This is a genomic window from Pigmentiphaga sp. (assembly GCF_019689535.1).
In the GTDB taxonomy this organism is placed as follows: domain Bacteria; phylum Pseudomonadota; class Gammaproteobacteria; order Burkholderiales; family Burkholderiaceae_B; genus Pigmentiphaga.
This window is the reverse complement of the sequence record NZ_JADGHH010000051.1, coordinates 1-20,003: the sequence shown is the minus strand read 5'-3', so window position 1 is coordinate 20,003 and position 20,003 is coordinate 1. Positions and strand designations below refer to the sequence as shown.

Annotated in this window: 22 protein-coding genes and 1 tRNA gene; 13 read left to right on the top strand and 10 right to left on the bottom strand. The window is 65.1% G+C overall.

Features of this window, described 5'->3' with window-relative positions:
- Positions 1–157: 4-oxalocrotonate tautomerase family protein (locus IRZ12_RS06590; RefSeq protein ID WP_367181579.1), on the top strand; the 157-nt coding region annotated here is incomplete at its 5' end.
- Positions 158–227: 70 nt separating this feature from the next.
- Here the strand turns inward: IRZ12_RS06590 and IRZ12_RS06585 are convergent.
- The gene (locus IRZ12_RS06585) at positions 228–950 is read right to left on the bottom strand and encodes a GntR family transcriptional regulator (protein WP_296466007.1); all 723 of its coding nucleotides are present in this window, start codon (positions 948–950) and stop codon (positions 228–230) included.
- 186 nt (positions 951–1,136) lie between these two features.
- Here IRZ12_RS06585 and IRZ12_RS06580 point away from each other — a divergent pair, with 186 nt between their 5' ends.
- From IRZ12_RS06580 to IRZ12_RS06570, 3 genes are read left to right on the top strand one after another with little or no spacing between them, the layout of a single operon-like run.
- A complete protein-coding gene (locus IRZ12_RS06580) occupies positions 1,137–2,021 on the top strand; it encodes a gallate dioxygenase (RefSeq protein WP_296466005.1) in 885 nt (294 codons plus the stop codon).
- A gap of 11 nt (positions 2,022–2,032) precedes the next feature.
- Positions 2,033–2,392 carry a protocatechuate 3,4-dioxygenase gene (locus IRZ12_RS06575; RefSeq protein WP_296466003.1) on the top strand — a complete coding sequence of 120 codons (360 nt, stop codon included), beginning with the start codon at positions 2,033–2,035 and terminating at the stop codon, positions 2,390–2,392.
- Positions 2,382–3,128: an alpha/beta hydrolase gene (locus IRZ12_RS06570; RefSeq protein ID WP_296466000.1), complete on the top strand. Its 747-nt coding sequence runs from the start codon at positions 2,382–2,384 to the stop codon at positions 3,126–3,128. The genes IRZ12_RS06575 and IRZ12_RS06570 overlap by 11 nt, the downstream gene beginning before the upstream one ends.
- A 37-nt stretch (positions 3,129–3,165) precedes the next feature.
- Here the strand turns inward: IRZ12_RS06570 and IRZ12_RS06565 are convergent, their stop codons facing one another.
- Positions 3,166–4,287 (bottom strand): alpha-hydroxy acid oxidase, encoded by a 1,122-nt coding sequence (locus IRZ12_RS06565; protein ID WP_296465997.1) that lies wholly within the window; start codon positions 4,285–4,287, stop codon positions 3,166–3,168.
- A 13-nt stretch (positions 4,288–4,300) separates the two neighbouring features.
- Entirely contained in the window at positions 4,301–4,981 is a 681-nt protein-coding gene (locus tag IRZ12_RS06560) for a Fe2+-dependent dioxygenase (protein WP_296465994.1), read from the bottom strand.
- A 163-nt stretch (positions 4,982–5,144) separates the two neighbouring features.
- Here IRZ12_RS06560 and IRZ12_RS06555 point away from each other — a divergent pair, with 163 nt between their 5' ends.
- Positions 5,145–6,464: an aspartate aminotransferase family protein gene (locus tag IRZ12_RS06555; protein WP_296465990.1), complete on the top strand. Its 1,320-nt coding sequence runs from the start codon at positions 5,145–5,147 to the stop codon at positions 6,462–6,464.
- Between the two features lie 86 nt (positions 6,465–6,550).
- Here the strand turns inward: IRZ12_RS06555 and maiA are convergent, their stop codons facing one another.
- From maiA to gtdA, 3 genes are read right to left on the bottom strand one after another with little or no spacing between them, the layout of a single operon-like run.
- Positions 6,551–7,201, bottom strand: coding sequence for a maleylacetoacetate isomerase (maiA, locus tag IRZ12_RS06550; RefSeq protein ID WP_296465987.1), 651 nt, complete (start codon positions 7,199–7,201; stop codon positions 6,551–6,553).
- Positions 7,202–7,214: 13 nt separating this feature from the next.
- Entirely contained in the window at positions 7,215–7,913 is a 699-nt protein-coding gene (locus IRZ12_RS06545) for a fumarylacetoacetate hydrolase family protein (RefSeq protein ID WP_296465984.1), read from the bottom strand.
- Positions 7,914–7,948: 35 nt separating this feature from the next.
- Positions 7,949–8,992 (bottom strand): gentisate 1,2-dioxygenase, encoded by a 1,044-nt coding sequence (gene gtdA, locus IRZ12_RS06540; protein ID WP_296465981.1) that lies wholly within the window; start codon positions 8,990–8,992, stop codon positions 7,949–7,951.
- 305 nt (positions 8,993–9,297) lie between these two features.
- Here gtdA and IRZ12_RS06535 point away from each other — a divergent pair, with 305 nt between their 5' ends.
- The 4 genes from IRZ12_RS06535 to IRZ12_RS06520 all read left to right on the top strand — a co-directional run bounded on the left by IRZ12_RS06535 (position 9,298) and on the right by IRZ12_RS06520 (position 13,442).
- Positions 9,298–10,749 (top strand): circularly permuted type 2 ATP-grasp protein, encoded by a 1,452-nt coding sequence (locus IRZ12_RS06535; RefSeq protein WP_296465979.1) that lies wholly within the window; start codon positions 9,298–9,300, stop codon positions 10,747–10,749.
- Positions 10,743–11,696 carry an alpha-E domain-containing protein gene (locus tag IRZ12_RS06530; protein WP_296465976.1) on the top strand — a complete coding sequence of 318 codons (954 nt, stop codon included), beginning with the start codon at positions 10,743–10,745 and terminating at the stop codon, positions 11,694–11,696. The genes IRZ12_RS06535 and IRZ12_RS06530 overlap by 7 nt, the downstream gene beginning before the upstream one ends.
- Positions 11,697–11,707: 11 nt before the next feature.
- Positions 11,708–12,505 carry a transglutaminase family protein gene (locus tag IRZ12_RS06525; RefSeq protein ID WP_296465973.1) on the top strand — a complete coding sequence of 266 codons (798 nt, stop codon included), beginning with the start codon at positions 11,708–11,710 and terminating at the stop codon, positions 12,503–12,505.
- Between the two features lie 67 nt (positions 12,506–12,572).
- Positions 12,573–13,442 (top strand): proteasome-type protease, encoded by an 870-nt coding sequence (locus tag IRZ12_RS06520; protein ID WP_296465971.1) that lies wholly within the window; start codon positions 12,573–12,575, stop codon positions 13,440–13,442.
- Here IRZ12_RS06520 and IRZ12_RS06515 read toward each other — a convergent pair.
- Positions 13,439–15,187 carry an EAL domain-containing protein gene (locus IRZ12_RS06515; RefSeq protein ID WP_296465967.1) on the bottom strand — a complete coding sequence of 583 codons (1,749 nt, stop codon included), beginning with the start codon at positions 15,185–15,187 and terminating at the stop codon, positions 13,439–13,441. The two genes, IRZ12_RS06520 and IRZ12_RS06515, sit on opposite strands and share 4 nt — an antisense overlap.
- A gap of 313 nt (positions 15,188–15,500) precedes the next feature.
- On the opposite strand from IRZ12_RS06515, the gene IRZ12_RS06510 reads away from it, so the two are divergent.
- The 4 genes from IRZ12_RS06510 to IRZ12_RS06495 all read left to right on the top strand — a co-directional run bounded on the left by IRZ12_RS06510 (position 15,501) and on the right by IRZ12_RS06495 (position 18,892).
- On the top strand, positions 15,501–16,775 hold the full coding sequence (locus IRZ12_RS06510) for a LysR family transcriptional regulator (RefSeq protein WP_296465964.1): 1,275 nt from the start codon (positions 15,501–15,503) through the stop codon (positions 16,773–16,775).
- Positions 16,776–17,019: 244 nt separating this feature from the next.
- Positions 17,020–18,027, top strand: coding sequence for a tripartite tricarboxylate transporter substrate binding protein (locus IRZ12_RS06505; RefSeq protein WP_296465961.1), 1,008 nt, complete (start codon positions 17,020–17,022; stop codon positions 18,025–18,027).
- Positions 18,028–18,351: 324 nt separating this feature from the next.
- Positions 18,352–18,648 carry a hypothetical protein gene (locus tag IRZ12_RS06500; protein ID WP_296465957.1) on the top strand — a complete coding sequence of 99 codons (297 nt, stop codon included), beginning with the start codon at positions 18,352–18,354 and terminating at the stop codon, positions 18,646–18,648.
- 58 nt (positions 18,649–18,706) lie between these two features.
- The gene (locus IRZ12_RS06495; RefSeq protein WP_296465954.1) at positions 18,707–18,892 is read left to right on the top strand and encodes a hypothetical protein; all 186 of its coding nucleotides are present in this window, start codon (positions 18,707–18,709) and stop codon (positions 18,890–18,892) included.
- Here the strand turns inward: IRZ12_RS06495 and IRZ12_RS06490 are convergent.
- From IRZ12_RS06490 to IRZ12_RS06480, 3 genes are all read right to left on the bottom strand, one after another.
- A complete protein-coding gene (locus tag IRZ12_RS06490; protein WP_296465951.1) occupies positions 18,889–19,431 on the bottom strand; it encodes a lipocalin family protein in 543 nt (180 codons plus the stop codon). The genes IRZ12_RS06495 and IRZ12_RS06490 overlap by 4 nt on opposite strands.
- 160 nt (positions 19,432–19,591) lie before the next feature.
- Positions 19,592–19,667: transfer RNA gene (locus IRZ12_RS06485), tRNA-Lys, on the bottom strand.
- An 86-nt stretch (positions 19,668–19,753) separates the two neighbouring features.
- Positions 19,754–20,003, bottom strand: a 250-nt coding sequence (locus IRZ12_RS06480; protein WP_296465949.1) for a tetratricopeptide repeat protein, incomplete at its 5' end; no start/stop codon positions are given.

Below are 20,003 nucleotides of genomic sequence, written 5' to 3'. Positions count from 1 at the left end.
CAAGGACGAGAAGGCCCGGTACATCGCAGAGGCCTTCGCGGGGTTCGAACGCATTCTTGGCGACCTGGATGAAGAAAGCTATGTCTATGTGCAGGATGTCAGGGCGAGCGCCTACGGCTATGGGGGGAAGACTCAGGAGTTTCGCTATCACCACTAGGCCCGGTGGCTCCGCGGCCGTGCCGTTGCACGCCAGGCCACGGCGGGCGCAGCCCGTGGAGCCGGTGGGGTCAGATGATGCGATGCGTGATTCTGTGCGGCCGCTTGGCGGCACCCAGCCCGGCTTCCTTTTCGAATTCGGCGCCCTGGCTTTGCACTTGCGTATAGGCGTGTTCGCGGAATAGGTTTTCCGCGCGGTCGGCCTGGCCGCTCTCGATGGCCGTGACGATGGCATGATGCTGCCGATGCGCGTAGAACAGGAAGTTGAAGGCGGTTTTCCGGCTCTGCGCGTCGAAGGCCAGTACGAGCGGGGCGGTAAAGGGCACGACGTTGCAGCGACTGACCAGGCTCGACAGCAGGGGCATGTCCGCCCCTTCCAGAATGAGTGCGTGAAAGCGCGCGTTCATTTCCGCGTACCGGACTTCGTCTTCGTCGGAAATCTCCTGGTCCTTGAAGATTTCGTCGCCCTCGGCGAGGCACTCTTTCAGTTGGGCCAACAGTTCTTCCGTTGCGCCGTTGAGGGCGAGCGCACGTGCGGCGAGGCCTTCCAGCGCGGCACGCAAGTGCAGGGCCTCCATGCATTCGCGGGGCGAGAATGCCCGGACCGCGTATCCCCGCGCTCCGGAAGGCACGAGCAGGCCTTCTTGCGCCAGCGCGGGCAAGGCCTGCCGCACCGGCGTGCGCGAAATGCCGAGTCGGGCCGCAAGGTCCGCTTCCCGCACGCGCTCGCCCGGTGCGAGTTCGCCGCGCAAGATCATTTCACGGATATGCAGCATGGTCGTGGTTTGCTGCATGCTGGACTCCCTTGATGTTCGACGGCCGCTTTGGTCGCGGCGGACGCCCAGTATAAGGGGTTTGGGATCCCGTATTGGATCCAAAATGCCGTATTGCAGTGCGGAATTCGCTGTCATTGCCTTAATTTTGGATCCCAGATAAGCTATTCCGGATCGCCGGTTCGCGCTAGATACGGAGTACTCGCCATGGCAAGAATCATCGGGGGCATTGGCACGTCTCACGTGCCCACCATCGCCGTCGCTTACGACAAGGGCAAGCAGAACGAACCCGCGTGGGCGCCGCTGTTCGAAGGGTACAAGCCGGTTGCTGCCTGGCTGGCCGAAAAGCAGGCCGACGTGCTGGTGTTCTTCTACAACGACCACTGCACGACTTTTTTCTTCGACATGTACCCCACGTTTGCCTTGGGGGTAGGCGAACGGTTTCCCATCGCGGACGAGGGAGCAGGGCTGCGCAATCTGCCTCCCATCCGCGGAAATGTGGACTTCCAGGCTCACATCGCAGAGTGCCTGGTCAACGACGAATTCGACCTGACCGTTTTCCAGAACAAACCCATCGATCACGGTTGTGCTTCGCCGCTTCCGCTGTTGTGGCCGCATCAGCCCGATTGGCCCGGGGCGGTCGTGCCGATCGCGATCAACGTGCTGCAGTATCCCTTGCCCACGGCGCGCCGGTGTTATCGCCTCGGGCAGGCCGTTCGCCGTGCCGTGGAGTCCTATCCCGAGGATTTGAAGGTGGTGGTCGTGGGCACGGGCGGCCTGTCTCACCAGATCCACGGCGAGCGTACTGGGTTCAACAATACCGAGTGGGACATGGAGTTCCTGCGCCTGCTGGAAGAGGATCCCGAGGCACTGATGCGGATGAAGCATGCCGATTACGTCCGCCTGGGCGGCGCCGAAAGCGTGGAGCAGATCATGTGGCTTGCCATGCGGGGCGCGCTGGGCACGGGGCCGCTGCGTAAGCTGCACCAGAATTACTACCTGGCGACGACGACCGCGATGACCGTGGTGTTGTATGAAGAGGCAGCGCCGGCTGCCGTGCGCTCCGAGCTGGCCGCAATGGCCGCGAGTTAAAGGAGAAAGCCATGAATCCGCAACTGGAAGGCATAGAAACCATCCCAGGCACTTATCCCTTCGACATCCGCACCGCCAACCGCACGCTGAACATCAACCGTTTCTTCTGGAACATGATCAGCGCCGAATGGCGCGCGCGCTTCATCGAGGATGAAGAAGGCACGATGGAAGCGGCCGGCCTGACAGAAGAGGAAAAGAAACTCGTGCGCGCGCGCGACTGGCTTGGACTGGTGAAGCACGGCGTCAACTTCTTCGTGCTGGAGAAGTTTGGCCGGGTCGTGCACAAGACCAACCTGGAGATCTACGCCATCATGCGGGGCGAGACGTTCGAAGAATTCATGAAGACGAGGCGGGTGCCCGATGCCCGCTGAAACGACGAACCGCCAGAAGCCGGCGCTGGTCTTGCTCCCGGGTTTGCTCTGTGATCAGGCCGTGTGGGAGGCGCAATGCGCCCGCTTCGGCGCACAGTATGCGTGCCAGGTCCCGGACTACGGCGCGCTCGATTCCCTGCCTGCAATGGCCGAGCACGTGCTCAAGCATGCGCCGGCGCAGGAATTCCACCTGGCGGGCCATTCGATGGGAGGGCGCGTGGCACTGGAGGTGTTTCGCCTCGCTCCGGAGCGCGTGCTGGGCCTGGCCTTGCTGGACACGGGCTACAAGGCGTTGCCGGCGGGCGTGGCCGGTGAATCCGAGCGCGCCGGCCGCATGGCGTTGTTGCAGACCGCGCGCGAGCGGGGCATGCGCGAAATGGGGCGCATCTGGGCGCGGGGCATGGTGCACCCCGATCGCCTCGACGGTCCCGTATTCGAAGCCGTGCTGGACATGTTGGAGCGGCGCACCCCGGAAATCTTCGCTGCGCAGATTCATGCGCTGTTGAACCGGCCGGACGCATCGCCGCTGTTGCCGCGCATCAGCTGCCCCACCCTGGTGCTTTGCGGACGCGAAGATTCCTGGAGCCCGCTGGCGCGGCATGAGGAGATCGCCGCCGCCATACCCGGCGCGCGTTTGGTCGCGGTCGATCATTGCGGGCACATGAGCACGATGGAGCAGCCCGAGGCGGTCAATGAGGCCATGGCGCAGTGGCTCGCCGCCGATGCGGAGCGCTGAACCGGGCCCGTCCCCTCATCGCACGGGCCGGTGCCCTTCAGTCCGGCCCGGTTCCGGCGGGCGGCCAGAGCGCACTGCGATCGATTTCAGCCAGCGTGCGGCAGCCGGCCAGCGCCATGGTGATTTCGAGCTCGGTACGCAGCATGTGCAACACGTGAATGACGCCGACGGTGCCCGCGGCCGCCAAACCATGCATATAGGCGCGGCCGATCAGTACGGCGCTGGCGCCCAATGCGAGCGCTTTGAATACGTCCGTGCCGCGGCGTATGCCGCCGTCCATGAGGACGGGGATGCGGCCGCGCACCTCAGCGGCCACCCAAGGCAGGGCATCGAGCGTGGCGGGCGTGGTATCGAGGGTGCGTCCGCCGTGGTTGGAAACGATGATGGCGGATGCGCCCGCTTCGATGGCCAATCTGGCGTCAGCCGGGGCGAGAATGCCCTTGAGTACGATGGGGAGGCCGGTCGCTTGGCGTAGCCAGGCGATGTCGTCCCAGGTCGGTGCGCTGTCTAGCGCGCCGCTGCCGAAGAGCGCGCTTTCCCCCGCCCGCGCGACCGCCTGCGCCATGGGGCGCATGCCCCGCAGGTTCACGGCTTCGACCCCCGTGGGCAGCGAGAACCCTGCCCGCTGCTCGCGATTGCGCACGCCGTTGACGGGCGCATCGACGGTGACCACCAGTGCACGATAGCCCGCGGCTTCGGCCCTGCGTACGAGGTGCAGCGTATCGTTGCGGTCGGGTTGGAGATAGAGCTGGAACCAAAGGGGCGTTTCAGCCGTTCGCGCGAGCTCTTCGAGCGCGATGCTGGCCTGGGTGCTGACTACCATCGCGGCTTTCATGGCAGATGCCGCCAAGACGGTAGCGAGTTCTCCCTGCGGGTGGGCGAGCTTCTGGTACGCGACGGGCGCAAGCAGGATGGGGTAGGGCAGGCGCAGGCCGAGCAGGTCGAGCGCAGTGCCGCCACCCGCCATCGAAGTCAGCACCCGGGGCTGTATCCGCACCCGCTCATAGGCTTCGCGATTGGCGCGCAGCGTCAGTTCGTCCGCGGCGCCGCCTGCCAGGTACGCCCAGGCCGCTTCTTCCATGCGTTCGCGCGCGTAGGCCTCGTAGTCTGCGGCGCAGGCGATCTGGGGCGGAATTTGCGTGAGCGGGGGCAAGGGCATGGCGAGCCGTCGTTCAAGTCTGCGACCACTGGCGCAAGAGGTTGTGATAGATGCCCGTCAGCTGGACCAAGGCCTCGCTGGCGGGGGTCTCGCGCGCGAGCTGCTGGATGGCGGCGTCCAGGCGGTAGAGCGTTTCGCGCTGGGTCTCGTCGCGCACCATGCTCTGGACCCAGAAGAACGCACCCACGCGCGCGCCGCGCGTCACAGGCGTGACCTGGTGCAGGCTGGTGCCGGGATAGACCACCATGTGGCCCGCGGGCAGCTTGACTCGGTGGGTGCCGTAGGTGTCCTGCACGATGAGCTCGCCGCCGTCGTAATCTTCCGGCGGCGTCAGGAACAGCGTGGCGGAGATGTCGGTGCGTACGCGATGCGCGCTGCCCGGCAGGCTGCGGATCGCGTTGTCGACGTGATAGCCATAGGAGCCGCCGCCTTCGTAGCGATTGAAGGCCGGTGGCAGTACTTTCAGCGGCAGCGTGGCGGAGACGAACAGCGGGTTCTTTCCCAGCGCGTCGAGAATGAGATTGCCCAGTTGGACGGCCACGGGGTCGTCGGACGCCAACTGCAGGTTCTGTTTGACGTGGATCGCGATGTGCCCGGCAGTCGAGCGGCCGTCGACCCAGGAGGCCCCGGCAAGGGCCTGGTGGCAATGTGTCAATTGCTCGGCCGTCAGAACATCGGGAATGGTCAACATCATGGCAACGCATCCTCGCTTGGAATCCCCGGGAAGTGTACCCCGTGCACGATGCCGTTTTTTCGCCGGGGCGGTCGCCCTACACTAGATGTCATGTCAATCCACCGAGCCCGCGGGGCTTCGCCCGACGGAGCGCCGCGGTGCCAGATCCGGCAAGGAGCCCCTCATGTCCGCCATGCCCGACTTGCAATCCCTATGGATGCCTTTCACCGCCAACCGCCAGTTCAAGGCAGCGCCTCGGCTGCTCGTGTCGGCCAAAGGCATGTATTACACCGATGCGGAGGGCCACCGCATCCTGGACGGCACGGCCGGCCTTTGGTGCACGAATGCCGGACATGGCCGGGACGAGATCATCGATGCCGTGCACAGGCAGATGCGCACCCTCGATTACGCGCCGCCTTTCCAGATGGGGTGCCCGGTCGCCTTCGAGGCCGCGCGGCGGGTGGCAGCCCTCATGCCGCCGGGATTGGATCGCATTTTTTTCACGAACTCCGGCTCGGAGTCCGTCGATACGGCGCTGAAGATTGTGCTTGCTTATCACCGGGCGCGCGGCGAGGGCCAGCGTACGCGATTCATCGGGCGCGAGCGCGGTTATCACGGCGTGGGCTTCGGTGGCATGTCGGTAGGCGGCATAGGCGCGAACCGCAAGGCGTATGCCGCCAATCTCATGCCCGGGGTCGATCACTTGCCTGCCACCCTGAACGTGGCGGAAGCGGCGTTTTCCCGGGGGCAGCCCGCATGGGGCGCGCATCTGGCGGACGAATTGGAGCGCTTGCTGGCGTTGCATGATGCCTCGACGGTGGCGGCCGTGATCGTCGAGCCGATGGCGGGCTCGGCCGGCGTCATCGTTCCGCCCCGCGGCTACCTGGAGCGCTTGCGCGAGCTGTGCAGCCGGCACGGCATCCTATTGGTCTTCGATGAAGTCATCACTGCGTTCGGACGCCTGGGGGCGGCGACGGCGGCGGAGCGCTTCGGCGTGACGCCGGATCTCTTGACCCTGGCCAAGGGCATCAACAACGCCACGGTGCCGATGGGGGCGGTGGCGGTGTCCCGTGCCATACACGATGCCATCCTGGGCGCGGCCCCGGAGAACGCCATCGAGCTCTTCCACGGGTACACCTATTCCGGCCACCCCGCGGCGGCCGCGGCGGCCATCGCAACGCTCGACCTGTATGCGCGAGAAGGCCTGTTCGAGCGCGCGGCGAGGCTGGAGCCGGTGTTCGAATCGGCGGTGCACGCATTGCGCGACGCGCCGCACGTCAAAGACATACGCAACATCGGCATGGCGGCAGCCGTCGAGCTGGAACCGAGAGCGGGCCAGGCGGGAGCGCGCGCCTACGAAGCATTCCTGGCATGCCTGCAGGCGGGCGTGCTAGTCCGCTTCACGGGCGACGTGCTCGCGTTTTCTCCTCCGCTCATCATCGACGAGGAGCAGATTGCGACCTTGTTCGGCACCGTGAGGGAAGCGCTGGTGCGCATCCGTTAGTGCAGGATGCGATGCCGGCGGGCGCAGCGGCCTGGCCGGAGCGGATGCCGGCCCGACCGTGGCGTCGAGCCGGCGGCGCGGTTGCTTCAGCGCGCAGGAGGCGGGCTGTAGTCGGGCTGCTTGGACGGTGCAGCCTGCTGGAACGCGGGGTGTTCCTGGCAATGCTCGTACACCGCCATGATCCGCGGATAGGCCGACACATCGCAACCCATGCGCTGCGCGTTGGCGACCTGGGGAACCAGGCAGCAGTCGGCCAGCGTCGGGGATTCGCCAAAGCAGTAAGGGCCAAAGCCATGGGCCTGGAGCAGGCGCTCGACGGCGGCGAAGCCTTCCTGTATCCAGTGGTCGTACCAAGCCTTCTTTTGTTCCTCGGTGACGCCGATCACGTCGGTGAGGTACTTGAGGATGCGCAGGTTGTTGACTGGATGGATGTCGCAGGAGATGGCCAGCGAAAGCTCGAGCACCCGGGCGCGCGCCATCTTGTCTTCGGGGATGAGGCGCGGGGTGGGATAGCTGGCGTCGAGGTAGTCGATGATGGCCAGCGATTGCCCCAGGCTCACGTCGCCGTCGACCAGCAGCGGGACGTTGGCGGACGGGTTCTTGGCCACGTACTCGGCGGCGCGATGCTCGAGCGTGCGGATGTTCACGCCCCGGTATTCGTAGGCCAGGTCCTTGAGCGCCAGCGCGATGCGCACGCGGTACGAGGTCGAGCTGTTGAAGAAACTGTAGAGTTCCATGGCGTTTTCCGCCTTACACCATGCGAACGTTCAGCGTGCCCAGGCCGTCGACGCCGCCTTCCATCACGTCGCCCTTGACCACGGGGCCCACGCCCTCAGGGGTGCCCGTGAAAATCAAGTCGCCCGGCTCGAGGCGGAAGTACTTCGAAAGATAGGCCACGGTCTCGGCGACGGACCAGATCAGCTTGGACGTGTCGCTGCGTTGCTTGTCCTGGCCATTGACCTTCAGCCAGATGCCGCCTTTTTCGAAATGGCCGACCTCGGAAGCCTTGTGCAGCGGTGCGGTGGGCGCGCTTTGATCGAAGGCCTTGCCGATTTCCCAGGGGCGGCCCACTTCCCGCATCTGGATTTGCAAGTCGCGGCGGGTCATGTCCAGCCCGACCGCGTAACCCCAAACGTGCTCCAGCGCGTGCTCGACGGGGATGTAGGCGCCCGCCTTGCCGATCGCGGCCACCAGTTCGATCTCGTAATGGAGGTTGGAGGTTTCAGTGGGATAGGGCAGGTCGAGCGTCGTGCCGTATGGCACGGCCACCACGGCGTCGGCGGGCTTGCAGAAGAAGAACGGCGGCTCGCGGTCGGGGTCGAAGCCCATTTCGCGGGCGTGCGCGGCATAGTTGCGACCGACGCAGTAGACGCGCCGCACGGGGAATTGCTCGGTGCTGCCGGCGACGGGAAGCGTGGTGACTGGTGGCGGAGGGAATACGTACGACATGGATCGGGTTCCTCGATGGATGAAAGGGTGGGAGGTCAGGCGATGCGCTCCTCGCGCAGCAACCCCAGCGCGGCCTGTACCGGGCGATCAGAATAGCTGAACAGCACGGCGTCTTCGAGCGCGGCCAATTGCACGGGTTGCCATGGCGGCACCACGAATACGTCACGCGGCGAATAATGGAATACCTCGTCGCCGATGCGCACGCTGCCCTGCCCTTCGACCACGCAGAATACGGTGGAGTCGGATGTGCGATAGGTCTTGCCCTGGAACCCCGCGGGTAGCCACTGCATGAAGGTCGCCATGGTGGGCATGGGGTAGCCGCCCGTGGCCGGATTCACGTAACGCAGCTTGACGCCGTCCCATGGGTCGAGCTCACCACGGCGGCCCAACTGGTCCAGCGCTTCGCGCGTGCGCTCGTAGGGATAGTTAAAGATCGGCGAGCTGTTGCCGCTGAAGGTATGCCGCACCGGCGCCATGTTGTATCCGTAGCGGGCGAAGCTGTCGCCTTCGGGGCGCATGACAGGTTGCGTGGCCTCCGGATAGTTCTCGGCGAAGCCGGCGTCGAGCGAGCGCAGCAGCGGGATGTCGAGCCCGTCGAGCCACACCACGGGCTCGCCATCTTCTGGATTGCCGTGGTCATGCCAGGTCCACGACGGCGTGATGATGAAGTCGCCCGGGTGCATGGTGGTGCGCTCGCCGTTGACGGCGGTGTAGGCGCCTTTGCCTTCGACGATGAAGCGCAGGGCAGATTGCGTGTGGCGATGGCTGGGCGCGATCTCGCCAGGAAGGATCAGCTGCAGCCCGGCGTACAGCGTCTGCGTGATCGCCGCTTGGCCGGGCAGGCCCGGATTTTCCAAGATCAACACCCGGCGCACGGCTTCTTCGGCGCTGATGATGGAGCCGGATTCCATGACATCCGGGCGCAGTTTTTCGTACTTCCAGATCGCGGGCACGCAGCGCGGCTGCGGCTGCGGGGGGACCAGGGTGTGGAGGGACTCCCAGAGGGGGCTTAGGTTTTTCTTGGCGATGCGGTCGTAATACGCGCGGCGTGAGGCATCGGGAGCGGTTTTCTCGAGCATGCTTGTCTCCGGTTCTGGCGCGACGGGCGATCGATGCCCGCGCCGTCTCGGACCGCCGGAATCGGCGGTGTCGCCGCCATTGTAGGGGGTAGGTATTCCAATTGGTATGAAATTATCTTATCAAGCATATTGGATTGGATATGCCTTCCCGCAGGGCCCATGGGCGCCAGGGTGGTGCGCTGCATTCGACGCTTTCTTCCTCTAGGACGTCGATTTGGTGCGCCCTGGCGGGAAACCAGGCGGCCCGTGCCGGGTACGGCCTTTGCTTGCTCATCCGCTGAAGCGAGGCCAAACCGAAGGTGCCCATGGTTCCCTATGACGAGATGCGGTTCGAAGGCGGCGCCGTCCGACGCCATTACCGGCGCTTCTGCTCGTGGTTGGAGCGCCAGAGCGCGGAGACCTTGGCCAGGAAGCGCGCCGAGGCTGATCTGGTATTCCGGCGCGTGGGCATTACCTTCGCCCTCGGGGGCGATGCGGATGGCGTGGAGCGCCTGATCCCCTTCGACCTCATCCCTCGCATCATCCCCAGCGAGGAATGGCAGCTGCTCGAGCGCGGCCTGGCGCAGCGGGTGCGGGCGCTCAACATGTTCATCCATGACGTCTACCACGAGCGGCACATCGTGCGCGCCGGCGTCGTGCCCGCCGGGCAGGTCTACACCAATGCGCAATACCGCCCGGAGATGCAGGACGTGCGCGTGCCGCGCGACATCTACGCACACATCGCGGGAGTCGACGTCGTCAAGGCGGAGGGCGATGAGGGCGGCACGTTCTATGTCTTGGAGGACAACCTGCGCGTGCCATCCGGGGTGTCGTACATGCTGGAGAACCGCAAGATGATGATGCGGCTCTTCCCGGAACTGTTCGTGCAGAACCGCATCGCCCCGGTGGCCCACTATCCGGACTTGCTGCTGGAGAATCTGCGCTCGGTCGCCCCCATGGGGGTGGACGATCCCACCGTGGTGGTCCTGACCCCCGGAATTTTCAATTCTGCCTATTTCGAGCACGCGTTTCTCGCCCAGCAGATGGGGGTGGAGCTGGTGCAGGGCGGCGACCTGTTCGTCGCCGACAACTCGGTATTCATGCGCACGACGCGGGGCCCGCAGCGGGTGGACGTGATCTATCGGCGGCTCGACGACGATTTCCTCGACCCCTTGGCGTTCCGGGCGGATTCGGTGTTGGGCGTGCCGGGACTGCTGTCGGTCTACCGCGCAGGACGAGTGACGCTGGCCAACGCCATCGGCACCGGGGTAGCCGATGACAAGTCGATTTATCCCTTCGTTCCCGACATGATCGCGTTCTATCTGTCGGAAGAGCCTATTTTGCAGAATGTGCCGACCTGGCAATGCCGCAAGCCGGACGAGCTGTCCTATGTGCTCGCGCACCTGCCTGAGCTGGTCGTCAAGGAGGTCCACGGGGCAGGTGGCTACGGCATGTTGGTCGGCCCGACGGCGAGCCGCGCCGAGATCGAAGCCTTTCGCGCTCGATTGCTGGCCAAGCCCCAGAACTACATTGCCCAGCCTACGTTGTCTCTTTCGACTTGTCCGACTTTCGTCGAGGAGGGCATCGCGCCCCGCCACATCGACCTGCGGCCGTTCGTGCTGTCGGGCGCCAATATCGCCACGGTGGCCGGTGGGCTGACCCGAGTCGCGCTGCGCAAGGGTTCGCTGGTCGTCAATTCCTCCCAAGGTGGCGGCACCAAGGACACTTGGGTGCTGGACGAAACGGGCGCTGCATCGACGGGGGAAGAAGCATGCTGAGCCGAACCGCCGACCACTTGTTCTGGATGGCGCGCTACATGGAACGCGCAGAGAATACGGCGCGCATGCTGGACGTGACGCGCAAGGCGCTGCTGCTGCCACAGAGCGACGAGCGGGCGTTGCACAGCCTGCGGGCCGTGCTGTCGATCTCGGAGCTGGCAGAGGCGTTTGCGGCCCGCTATGACGACGTGGCGGCCGACAACGTGCTGCACTTCATGACGGCCGACCCGAACAATCCGTCCAGTATTTATTCGAGCCTGCGCGCCGCCCGCGAGAACGCCCGCGCGGTGCGGGGCACGTTGACGACCGAGTCGTGGGAAACCATCAACGACACCTGGCTCGATTTCAACCGCCAGCTCGAAGCCGGTGTGCTGGAAGTCGTTCCTGACTCGGTATTCGAATGGGTCAAGATGCGCTCGCACCTGTCGCGCGGTGTCACGCTTGGCACCGCGCTCAAGGACGAAGCGTTCTACTTCACCCAGCTGGGCACGTTCCTGGAGCGCGCCGACAATACTGCCCGCATCCTCGACGTACGCTTCGCGGACGCGGCGCCGGGCGCACGTCCGAATGCCGCCGCGCAGCTTGACGATTTCTATTATTGGACCTCTATCCTGAGCTCCGTTTCGGGGCTGGAAATCTATCGCCAGGTCTATCGCGACGTGCTGATTCCCGAGCGCGTGGCGGAGTTGCTCATCCTCAATCCTTCCATGCCGCGCTCCTTACTCGCATCCCTGGATCGGGTCTGCGAGAACCTAGCCATGCTCAGGACGGAGAATTCCCGCGAGTGCGAGCGCTATGCCGGCAAACTGCGCGCCGAGTTGCTATACGCCGAGATCCGCCCCATTCTCGCGCGCGGGCTGCATGCTTACCTGACCGAGTTCCTGGGGCGCATCGCGACCCTCGGCAACAAGATCGGTGCAGCCTTCCTCCTGCCTGTCACGTCCTGAAGAGGTGTGCGATGCGTTTGTCCATCCGGCACGAAACCGCCTATCGCTACGATGCCCCCGTGCACTATTCCATTCAGCAGTTGCGGCTGGTACCCGCCTCGGGTTCCGCCCAGGTGGTCGTGCGCTGGGACGTGCATGCGCCCGGCAGGATCGACACCGCCGTCGATGCCTATGGCAATACGGTGCAGACGCTGGTCGTGACGCGGCCCCTGTCCGAGATGCGCATCGTGGTGCAAGGGGAAGTCGAGACCGTGTCGCTGCCCGAGGGCCGGCTGCAGGAAGGGCCGGGCCGCATTCCCCTCGAGCATTTCACGTGTGCCACCCGCTTGACCGAAGCAGACGATGCCGTGCGCGAATTGGCCGCAGCGGCCGCGCCGCTGGATAGGCCCGGGGCACTAGTCGATCTGGCCTGTCGCATCCAGGAACGCGTGGCCTACAGCTCGGGCAGCACGCAGGTGACGAGCACTGCCGCCGAAGTGCTCGCCCTGGAGCGGGGTGTTTGCCAGGACCATGCCCACCTGTTCATCGCGTGCTGCCGCGCGTTGGGCGTGCCGGCGCGCTACGTCAGCGGATACATCGATCCCGGAGACGTGCCCCATGCCGCTAGCCATGCGTGGGCAGACGCGTGGGTCGATGAGGCAGGCTGGATATCCGTGGACGTCACGCATGGCCGCTATGCGTCGGGGCCGTATTGCCGTGTGGCCGTTGGTTCGGACTACGGTTCGGCTGCGCCGGTGCGAGGCATGCGCGTGGGCGGCGGCGTGGAGGCCATGACGGTAGACGTCCACGTCGGCGAGGCCAACCAGTGAGCCCATCCATGCGGCATCGTTTCGTACGCGCTAGAATCGCCCGATACATCGACGGGGCGAGTCCGGTATGACCTATTGTGTGGCGATGCGTGTGGACGAGGGGCTCGTGTTCCTGTCTGATACCCGCACCAATGCGGGGGTAGACCACGTCAGCACCTTTCGCAAGATGACCGTCTTCGAGCAGCCGGGAGAGCGCGTGCTGGTGCTGTTGACCGCCGGCAACCTGGCGCTGACCCAGTCGGTCGTGCAGTTGCTGGCCGAACCCGCCGATCCCGAGCAGCCCACGCCGTGGAACGTGCCCAACATGTTCGAGGCAGCGCGGCTGGTGGGCAAGGCCGTGCGAGAGGTCTACCAAATGCACGGCAGTGCGCTGCACGATTTCAACATCGATTTCAATTGCAGCTTCCTGTTGGGCGGCCAGATACGCGGGCAGGGCATGCGGCTGTTCCAAATTTATGCCGCTGGCAATTTCATCGAGGCCTCGACCATGAGTCCGTATTTCCAGATCGGCGAGGCCAAGTACGGCAAACCGATACTGGATCGCGTCCTGACGCCGACCATGCCACTGGACGAGGCGGCCAAATGCGCGCTGATATCGATGGACTCGACGCTGCGCTCGAACGTATCGGTCGGCTTGCCGCTGGACTTGTTGGTCTACGAAAAAGATAGCTTGCGCGTGACCAAGTTCGCGCTGGTCGATCACGACAACGATTATTTCAGGATGATCCATTCGTCGTGGGGAGAACGGCTGCGCCAGGTGTTTGCCGAGATTCCCGATCCGCAGTGGACGCCCGTCTCGGCGCTGCCGCCCGACAAATCGCCCATGCGATCCGAGCCGCCGCTGGCGCCGGGCGCCGGGCCCTACCGTTCGATGCATGATCCGGCGCTCGCGCAGACGCTGGCCCAGTCCCAGCCTGGCGCGGTAGAGCCCGGCTAGCCTATGGGCGCGAGCGCGTTTTCCAGCGCTTGGGCCGTGAGCGGACGCGAGAACCAGAAGCCCTGGGCTTCGTCACAGCCCAGTTCGCTCAGGCGGCGCGCGTGGGCCGCCGTCTCCACGCCTTCGGCCGTGACCTGGATGCCGAGGGCGTGTGCCATCTCGATGATGGCGCGGATGACGGCGTCTCCCTTTTGGGCCGACGACAGGGCGCGCACCAATGCACGGTCGATCTTGATTCGGTTGACCGGGAAGCGCGTGAGGTAAGCGAGGCTGGAGTAACCCGTGCCGAAGTCGTCGATGGCGATCTCCACGCCCAGCTTGCGCAGGTTGTGCAGGGTGTCGATCACTTGATGCGTATTGTCCAGCAGCAGGCCTTCCGTGATCTCGAGCTCAATGCTGCCGGGAGGAAGTTGCCAGCGCTCCAGCGCGTCGGCTACCACGCCGGACAGCTTGCGGTCCCGCAGTTGGGCGGGCGAGACGTTGATGGCCATGCAGGGAGCATGACCGAATTTCGCAAGCAGCCTGACCACTTGCTGGCACGCCGCATCCAGCACCCACGCGCCGAGCTCTTCCATCAGGCCCAGGTCTTCGGCCATGGGCACGAACTCGGCCGGCCCGATGGCGCCGAGCTGGTGATGCTTCCAACGCAGTAGCGTTTCTGTGCGCGTGATGCGGCCCGACTCTAGGTGGATTTGAGGTTGGTACGCAAGGGAAAACTGCCGTGCGTCGACCGCTTCGCGCAGCAGCGACTCCAGGTGCGCGCGCCGGGCCGATTGGGTTTGCATGCCGAAATCGAAATGACGGGCGACGCCGCCGCCGCTGCGGCTGGCCGCGTTCAGCGCCAGCAGCGCGCGCTGGAACAGGGCGCGCGGTTCGCTGCCGGCGGAGGGGTGGGAGCTCACCCCGATGCTGGCCGTCATGTGCAAGGTTGACGAGATGAAGGGGATGGGGCGGGAGACTTCGGCGAGCAGTGCGAGTTCGCGATCGCTGGCCAAGGTGTGATGGCCGGTGGAGATGATCGCGAACAGCGAGCCGCGCATTACGCCCAGGAGCTGGTCGTCGCCGCACAAGCGCTTGAGCCGGGCGGCGACGTGCTTGACGGCGGCGTCGGCCGCGGCTTGGCCCAGGCTGTCGCGCAGCGTACGCAGGTTGTCGAGTTCGAGCAGTGCCAGCAGCACCGGCTCGTTCGTGCGCCGGGCCCGTTCCAGCGCCAGGCCTAGCCGCTCTTCCAGCAACTCCTGATTGGGCAGCCCCGTGAGCGGATCGTGGTGCAACAAGTGCCATAGCGGGAGTGCATCCCGCTGGCGCCTCGGGTTTTCGAACGCGGTACCCACGTAGCCCAGGATGTTTCCCCGGGCGTCGCAAAGCCGCGTGAGGGCCTGCGCGACGGTCGCGCGCATGCCGTTCGGACGCAGGTAAGTCCACTCCGCTTCCATGCCGTGGGCGGCCGTGAGGGAGCCTTCCGGCTGCACTGCTACCACGTCACGGACCGGGGGATTCCAGAGTTCGGCGCGTCGAAGGGCCAGTTCGGAGGGGTCGAGCAGGGCGTCTAGGCAGAGCTTGCCGACCAGCTGTGCGGCCTCGTAGCCCGTGAGGCGCTCGTAGGCCGGGTTGACCATGGTGAATACGCCCCGGCTATCGCACATGAAGATCCCGCAAGGGGCCGACTGCGCCGCGAGCCGATAGGCTGCGACGGTGAGTTGCTGCGCGGACCACGCCGTCGGGGGTTGCGCATCGATTTGCACGGTACGTTCCTCCACGACCAGGCTGTGCACGCGGCGAACAGATAGATATTGCAGCTGCTATTGAATCACAAGCGAGGCAGCTTGGTAGAGACAAAGCGTCGCATCTCATTTCCGTCGCGCCGCGGATACAGGGGCGGTCCACCGGCGATTTACAATCGGCGGCACTGCCCGGATGCGGATGGCGATGACGCGGCACGAAGAACATCAACAAATAAAAGGGGTTTTGCCCTGCGGCGCTTGGCGAAACGGCCGGTGCCTGGAATCCGTGAAGGTGGATGGGTTGGGTGGCGGGGCCGGAAGCCTGCCGGGGGCAATGCGGACAAAAGAGAAGAGCGCACGCATCCATAAGGAGGTGCCTTTGCGCGTGCTGCGCGCCGTCGCTGTAGTGGCCGAAGTGGGCAGCGTGACCAAGGCCGCACTCATCCTGCACCAGTCGGCGTCTTCTGTGACGCGGGCCGTACAAGAGGCTGAATCCTTGCTCGGGCTGAGCCTGTTCGAACGCGGGGCCCGGGGCATGGTTCCGACCGCCGCAGGCGGGGTGCTTGCGCTGCGTGTCGGGCGTGCCATGGAATTGCTGCAGGCGGCCGCCGAGGGGCGGCGGCTGCGGGGCGCCCCGCCCTCGGCGGCCGCGCTGCCAAGATTGGTCAGCGACTCATTGTTATCGGCCCTGGTGGCTCGCGCAACCCATGCTACCGAGAGCGCCGCGGCTGAATCGCTGGGGGTGTCGCAATCGGCGCTGCACCAGGCTTTGCGCCGGCTCGAACACCTGGCCAGGATCCCGCTTTTCGAGCGCACGCGCGTCGGCACGCGTCTGAACGAGTCGGGCCGGTGGTTGCTGATGCACGCCCGCCAGGCCATCGCAGAGATCCGGATCGGCCACGAAGAACTCGCCCATTGGCGCGGCTTGAGGGGGCGGCGCGTATCGATCGGTACGCTGCCCATGGCCGACGACGTGCTCGTTCCCCGGGCGGCCGCGCTGGCGCTTGCCCGTGAGCCGGACATCGCCTTTACCGTCAAAGGGGGCACGTACGAGGCGTTGACGGACATGCTGCGTTCGGCAGAGATCGATTTCATCGTCGGGCCGCTTCGCGAGGCCGAGCTGGCCCCCGATCTCGAGGAAGAGCTGCTGTTCGTCGATCGTTTCGTCGCCGTCGTGCGCGCCGGGCATCCGCTGCTGGCGCGCCGCGGCCGAGCCACCCTGCGCGAGCTGGCGGCCTATCCTTGGGTCGGGCCTTTGCCCGGCACGCCGGCGCAACGGGTGCTCGAACGGTTGTGCGAACGGGTGGGAGCGCAAAGGCCCAATGTTTCCATCGAAGCGCACAGCACCGCCCTCGTGCGTTCCGTGCTGCTGGCGGGAGATCACGTCGCGCTGGTTTCGCCGCTCCACATGCGGGCTGAAGTGGAAGCCGGGCTGCTGGTGCCCGCCTCGGGCCCCTTGGCCGGTACCGAACGGGGGATAGGCATCACGCAGCGCCGGGATGCGTTGGCGTCTTCCGCATGTGTGTCGGTGCTGCAGGCATTGCGCCAAGCTGCCGCGGAGGCGGTCGATGAGCTCCGGAATAAGTATGGCGTAGAGGCGGATAAGTGAAATGCAATGTTGCATTTGCAACTTGCAATGCTAAGATGCCTCGACGGAGAACGGACTCCGTATACTGCCCAGCCAGAGCATGTCTAAGGGGCCCGGTAGCGGCCGCGCGGGCTTTGGCGCAATGCACAACATCGATAAAGAGGGCCCCGGGGGAAGATCGGATTCGACGGACGCAACGCTGCACGCCCCGATCCGAGCCGTGCCTCGGCCCTCATAAGGGTTTTCCACATAGGACGAGACAAACATGACTCTGCAACGTTTCAGCAATCTTCCGCGCCTGCGTTGGGTTTCCCTGCTGGCGTGCCTGTCGGCTTGCGCGGCGCCCGGGCTGGCGCAGGCGCAAGGCGCTGCCGACTATCCCAACCGCCCGATAAGAATGGTCATCCCGTTCACCCCGGGTGGCTCCACCGACATTCTCGGACGCACCATTGCGCAGCAGTTGCACCAAGCCTTCGGCCAGTCCGTCGTGGTCGAGAACGTGCCGGGCGCCGGGGGCAGCATCGGTGCGGACCGCGTCGCCAAGTCGCCCGCCGACGGCTACACCCTGATGATGGGCCACATCGGCACCCTGGCCGTGACGCCGTCGCTCTATCCCAAGCTGCCGTACGACCCCATCAATGCCTTCGACGCCGTGGCATGGGTGGCACGGGTGCCCAACGTGCTGGTGGTGCATCCCTCGGTTCCGGCCAAGTCGCTGCAAGAATTGGTTGCCTACGCCAAGGCCAACCCCACCGCGCTGACCTACGGCTCGGGCGGCAATGGCAGCGCGGCGCACCTGGCGACCGAATATCTGAAGCTGCAAAGCGGCGCGCCCATGCAGCACGTGCCCTACAAGGGCACGGCTCCCGCCGTGAACGACTTGGTCGCCGGCCACATCAAGGTCATGTTTACCGGTATTCCGGCCGTCATCGCCCAGCTCCGCGCGGGGCAGCTGCGCGCATTGGCGGTTTCGTCGCCGGAGCGGGTGAAGATGCTCGCCGACGTGCCTACCGTGGCCGAGAGCGGGTATCCCGGTTTCGAGGCCGACCAGTGGTACGGCGTGGTGGCGCCCGCGGGTACGCCCAAGGACATTATTGCCAAGCTGAACAAGCAGATCAACGCCTCGCTCAACTCGCCTGAACTCCTGAACCGGCTCTCGAGCGAGGGTGCGCAGCCCACGCCCAATCCGCCCGAGGTCTTCGCCAAGCTCATCAAGTCGGAAATCGAGCGCTGGAGGCCGGTCATCCAAAAGGGTGGCGTGAAGGTGGACTAAACCGCGTAGCCACGTACGAAACGGATTGAAAAATCCGCAACACCGCCCCGCTCGTGCGGGGCGGTGCCGTTTCGGGGCGGCCCCTTCCACATGTGTGCGAATTGACGACTTTTGGATGTCATCCGCGCATTATCGGCCGGTATCGCGGGCCCATCGTCTCCGGTGCCCCGCCGTCATCCCTGCCAGCCAGTCGCCCTGCCCCGGCGCCCCGGGTCTCCCTTGCCGCACACGTTTACATATCCGGAAACCAACACTTTCGCGAAAACCGCATGCTGTCGAGCATCCTGCATTAAGCTGATCTCAACCCAACCTCTATTGGAGGGCATGATGCTCGAATGGCTACGCAGATGGGCTTTGAGTTATGCCGCCACGCCCGAAAAAGAGGCGGAGAAGGCCCTGTACGAGGCGAGGCTGGCGCTATATCGCGCTGAAGAACGCGTGCGCGACGCGATCATGTACGCCGAATACTACCGGGAGCGCGTGAACTTTCTCAAACGCGTCGTCGAAGAGGGGATAGAGAACGTCACCGATACCCGGGTGCTTCGGCCCCAGGCCGCCTACGCCGCGGCGTCTTCCCAGGCGACCTTGCGGCTGCATCCCAAGGTGGCGGCGCCGGAATAGCCGTCGCCACGGCGGAAAGCCGGCGCGCCATCGGCATACAACCATCATGGAGGAACGCGTGGAGACGACGCACACGATACGAGTCCACGACCAGGCGGGCAACTTGCTCGTTGCGCACCTGCGCTGGGGCGAGGCCGACATCAGTTGCACCTTGTACAAGGTGGACGGCGGCCCGCTTATTTTTCTTGCGGCGGACGGCAACCTGACCGATTCCGACGGGAACCGCTATACGCGGGTCGCCTAGGGCGCGCGCACGACCTGGCGGGTGTCAAAGCCGAGCGATCGGGCGTGGTCGAGCAATTGCTCGATCGTCGCCGGATCGGCCCGCTTCTCGCGGGAAAGTACCCACAAATACTTGCGATCAGGCGTTCCCACCAGCGCATGGCGGTAGCCCTCGTCGATCCGGATAATCCAATAGTCGCCCCAGACCAGGGGTAGCCAGGAGGTCCACGCCGGGGCGAAGCGCACTTCCAGCTTCGCAGGGTCGGGCGGGTCAACGCGACGGGCGAGCCGGCCCGCTGCGCGGGCGACCTTCGTTTTTCCTTCTGCTGTCCGGCACTGATTCGTCACGCCCAGCGCACCATCCGGGCCGATCGTGTAATCGGCCTGTACGTCGCCCACGCAATCGTCCTGAAAGCGGTTTGGCAGGCGCGCTTGTTCGTACCAGGTCCCGGCATACCGGTTGAGATCGACCCCGTCTTGCGTAGGCAGGCCGGGTCGATTCGAGGCACAGGCCGCCAGCGCGGTCATGGACGCGGCGCCAAGCAGAGGCAAAAGCTTCATCGCAGACTCCCCATTCGATGGCCCAGCGTAACGGGGAGTGGGGCTTGCAGGTGTTCGCTTTTGAAACGAGCGGAGGCCACCGGCACCGCCTGGTGCGCCGCCAGAAACACAAAAGCCACCATCGCTGGTGGCTGTAAGTGCCTGATTGGAATCAGAATTCTGGTGGGTCGTGCGCGACTCGAACGCGCGACCAACGGATTAAAAGTCCGCTGCTCTACCAACTGAGCTAACGACCCGAAGCTCAAAATTATGACAAGTCCTGGCGGCCTTGTCAATAAAGTGCCCTGAAAACAGGGCGCGCGGCTTGGTCTGCCGTGGCCGACTACTTCAGGAGCTCGAGTCGTTCTTTTGCCGTTTGCGCGGCAGGTACCCCCGGGTACTCGCGAATGATGCGCTCCAACGTGGCGCGTGCACCGCGCCGGTCGTTCAGCTCGACCTGGCTGCCGGCAATGACGAGCAATGCGTCGGGGGCGCGGACGTTGTTGGGGTAATTCTTCACCATCGTCTGCTGTTGGGCGATGGCGGACTTATAGTCCTTGAGCGCGTAATGGCTGCTCCCGATGTAGAACTGG